Source organism: Sinomonas sp. G460-2 (assembly GCF_047759905.1).
Classification (GTDB): Bacteria; Actinomycetota; Actinomycetes; order Actinomycetales; family Micrococcaceae; genus Sinomonas.
The window spans coordinates 1-3,844 of the sequence record NZ_JBKZWT010000334.1 but is presented as its reverse complement, the minus strand read 5'-3'; the positions used below and the strand labels follow the sequence as shown (position 1 = coordinate 3,844).

3 protein-coding genes are annotated in these 3,844 nt (G+C 67.4%); 1 reads left to right on the top strand and 2 read right to left on the bottom strand.

The genetic code is table 11. The annotated features are described in order from the left end of the window. The coding region (hemW, locus tag ACLN58_RS19225; protein ID WP_415856841.1) for a radical SAM family heme chaperone HemW at positions 1-1,131 on the bottom strand (1,131 nt) is incomplete at its 3' end. Positions 1,132-1,174: 43 nt separating this feature from the next. Then, on the bottom strand, positions 1,175-3,028 hold the full coding sequence (lepA, locus tag ACLN58_RS19220) for a translation elongation factor 4 (RefSeq protein ID WP_415856840.1): 1,854 nt from the start codon (positions 3,026-3,028) through the stop codon (positions 1,175-1,177). A 296-nt stretch (positions 3,029-3,324) separates the two neighbouring features. On the opposite strand from lepA, the gene rpsT reads away from it, so the two are divergent. Next, positions 3,325-3,585, top strand: a complete 261-nt coding sequence (rpsT, locus tag ACLN58_RS19215) for a 30S ribosomal protein S20 (protein ID WP_415856839.1) — start codon at positions 3,325-3,327, stop codon at positions 3,583-3,585. Positions 3,586-3,844: the final 259 nt, after the last annotated feature.

The following is a 3,844-nucleotide window of genomic DNA, read 5'->3' as shown; positions in this document are numbered from 1 at the left end:
GTGGAATTCTGGTCCGCAGTGGACCATTTCCGAGTTCACAACAGACATGACTTCTGACCCCAGGATGATCCGCTCCTCGAGCCGGGTTTCGGCGTCGAGCGTCTCCCGGCCCGCGGCCGGCGAGGCACCGCTTGCGAGGCGCGCTGCGTAGGCGCGCGGGTGCTTGACGTTCCACCAGCGCACGCCGCCCACATGGGAATGGGCGCCTGGGCCGACGCCCCACCAATCGCCTCCCCGCCAGTAGGCGAGGTTGTGGCGGCACTCGAAACGCCTGTCCTGCGGGGCGTCGCCCGCGGCACCGCGCGCCCAGTTGCTCACCTCGTACCAGTGGAAGCCCGCTCCCCCGAGCGCCGCGTCGGCGAGTTCGTACTTGGTGGCGTGGTCGTCGTCGTCCACGTCGGGGACTTGACCACGGCGGATCTGTGCGGCGAGCTTCGTGCCCTCCTCCACGATGAGCGCGTACGCGCTCACGTGGTCGGGCTCGCACTCGAGCGCGGCGTCGAGCGAGACGCGCCAATCATCGATGCTCTCGCCGGGGGTGCCGTAGATGAGGTCGAGGCTCACGTCGAGGCCGGCCTCCCGCGCCCAGCGCACGGCCTCGGGGACGCGGCTTGGGGTGTGCGTGCGGTCCAGGACCCGGAGCACATGCGGAACGGCGGACTGCATGCCGAACGAGACGCGCGTGAAGCCCGCGTCCCGCAGGGCGGCGAGCGAATCGGGCGTCACGGAGTCGGGGTTGGCCTCCGTGGTCACCTCCGCGCCGGGCTCGAGGCCCCACTCGCCGACCGCAGCCCCAAGAATCGCGGCGAGGTCTCCGGCCGGGAGGAGAGTGGGCGTCCCGCCGCCGAAGAACACCGTCGACAGACGACGGCGCGGCACGCCTGAGGCGTCGAGCGCACGGGCCGCGAGGCGCACCTCGCCCACGGCAGTCTGCGCGTACTCGGCCTGCGACGCGCCGCCGCCGAGCTCCGCGGCCGTGTACGTGTTGAAGTCGCAGTACCCGCAGCGGACGGTGCAGAACGGGATGTGGGCGTAGAGCGAGAAGCCCCGCGCCTCGGCGCCGACGGCCGCCTGAGGCGGCAGGACGCCGTCGGCCGGTGCGTGGTCCCCGAGGGGAAGAGCGCTAGGCACCTAGTTCACCGCCGTCCCGACGTTTGCTGGAAACGCTCGCACGCTATTTCTTGGCCTTGTCCTTCGATTCGTCGGTGGTGAGCGCGGCGATGAACGCCTCTTGGGGGACCTCCACTCGGCCCACCATCTTCATGCGCTTCTTGCCCTCTTTCTGCTTCTCGAGCAGCTTGCGCTTACGCGTGATGTCGCCGCCGTAGCACTTCGCGAGGACGTCCTTGCGGATCGCGCGGATGTTCTCGCGCGCGATGATGCGCGAGCCGATCGCGGCCTGAATCGGCACCTCGAACTGCTGGCGCGGGATGAGCTCGCGCAGCTTCGACGTCATCATGACGCCGTAGGAATAGGCCTTGTCGCGGTGAGTGATCGCGCTGAACGCGTCGACGGTCTCGCCCTGGAGCAGGATGTCCACCTTGACGAGGTCCGCGGCCTGCTCGCCGTCGGCTTTCCAGTCCAGGGACGCGTAGCCGCGCGTCTTCGACTTGAGCTGGTCGAAGAAGTCGAACACGATCTCAGCCAAAGGCATCCAGTAGCGCAGCTCGACGCGGTCCTCGGAGAGGTAGTCCATGCCCTTCATCTGGCCGCGGCGGCCCTGGCACAGCTCCATGATCGCGCCCACGAACTCGTTCGGCGCGAGGATCGTCGCGGACACCATGGGCTCGCGGACTTCCTTGACCTTGCCGGTCGGGAACTCGCTCGGGTTGGTGACCGTCACGATCGACTTGTCCTCGAGCGTGACGTCATAGATGACGTTCGGGGCGGTCGAGATGAGGTCGAGGTTGAACTCCCGCTCGAGGCGCTCCCGCACGATCTCGAGGTGCAGGAGGCCGAGGAAGCCGACGCGGAAGCCGAAGCCGAGCGCCGCCGAGGTCTCCGGCTCGTACACGAGCGCGGCGTCGTTGAGCTTGAGCTTGTCGAGCGCGTCGCGGAGGTCCGGGTAGTCCGAGCCGTCGAGCGGGTAGAGGCCCGAGAACACCATGGGCTTCGGGTCTTGGTACCCGCCAAGGGACTTCGCCGCCGGGTGCGAGAGGTTCGTGATCGTGTCGCCGACCTTGGACTGGCGCACGTCCTTCACGCCAGTGATGAGGTAGCCCACTTCGCCGACTCCGAGGCCGTTGCTGGGGATTGGCTCGGGCGAGATGACGCCGATCTCGAGGAGCTCGTGGCTCGCCTTCGTGGACATCATCTGGATGCGCTCGCGGGGCGAGAGCGCCCCGTCCACCACGCGGACATAAGTCACGACGCCGCGGTAGGTGTCGTAGACGGAGTCGAAGATCATGGCGCGCGCGGGCGCGTTCGCGTTGCCGACCGGGGCAGGGATGTCCCGAACGATGCGATCGAGCAGTCCCTCGACGCCAATGCCGGTCTTTCCCGACACTCGCATGACGTCGTCCGGGTCTCCCCCAATGAGGCTCGCGAGCTCCTCGGCATACTTCTCCGGCTGCGCCGCCGGGAGGTCGATCTTGTTCAGGACCGGGATGATGTGGAGGTCGTTCTCCATCGCGAGGTACAGGTTCGCGAGCGTCTGGGCCTCGATGCCCTGGGCCGCGTCCACGAGCAGGACGGCGCCCTCGCACGCCGCGAGCGAGCGCGAGACCTCGTACGTGAAGTCGACGTGTCCCGGCGTGTCGATCATGTTGAGGGCGTAGGCGACGCCGTCAAGCTCCCACGGCATGCGCACGGCCTGCGACTTGATGGTGATGCCGCGCTCGCGCTCGATGTCCATGCGGTCGAGGTACTGGGCCTTCATGTCCCGAGACTGGACGACGCCGGTGAACTGCAGCATGCGGTCGGCCAGAGTCGACTTGCCGTGGTCGATGTGCGCGATGATGCAGAAATTGCGGATGATCGACGGATCGGTCGCGGCGGGCACCGGCGCGGTGCGGGCCATTGGAGACACCCTGTACGTCCTCTACTGCTGTGTGATGATTACTGCGTCGTGGTAAGCAGGCCTGTGGCGATTGCTGACTTCCCAGTCTCCCATGGATCGGGGTGCACCGCCGAGCCCCGGCGGTCGCCACGCCGGATGCCGGCGCCGGGCATGGGTGTGGTCATTCTGCTAAGATGGACTGCTGTGTGTCCGTGCAGGTCGACGGGCACTGATAGCCGGCCGCCAAAGGCATCCCCACGCCGCTCAGTCGAGGCCGGTTTGAAAGCCCTCTAGACCCTGTCAGCAAAACAAGAAAGTTCACACACGTGGCGAACATCAAGTCCCAGAAGAAGCGCATTCTCACCAACGAGAAGGCCCGGCAGCGCAACATGGCCGTGAAGTCCGAGCTGAAGACGCTGATCCGCGCCGTCAACACGGCGGTCGAGGCAGCTGACAAGGACCGCGCGGCTGCTGCGCTCGAGCGCGCCAGCAAGAAGCTGGACAAGGCTGTGAGCAAGGGCGTCATTCACAAGAACCAGGCGGCGAACCGCAAGTCGGGCATCGCCAAGAAGGTCAACGCGCTCTGACCCACACGTCAGACTCACGGCAGGGGCCGGCATCCACGGGGATGCCGGCCCCTGCTGCATTCTGAGACCCATCGCTGACGACGGCGGCGGGCGGCTCGCGGGGCTAGCCCATCTGCTGCCTTGAGCCGCATCCGCTGCCCTGACCCGCAATTGCGTGGGGAATCTGCACCGGAGATGCGGGTCAGGGCAGCAGTCGCGGGCCGGAAGGTCCCGCCGGAATGGGATCCGGGGTTCAGCAGCCTTGGCCGTGGGGGTTGGT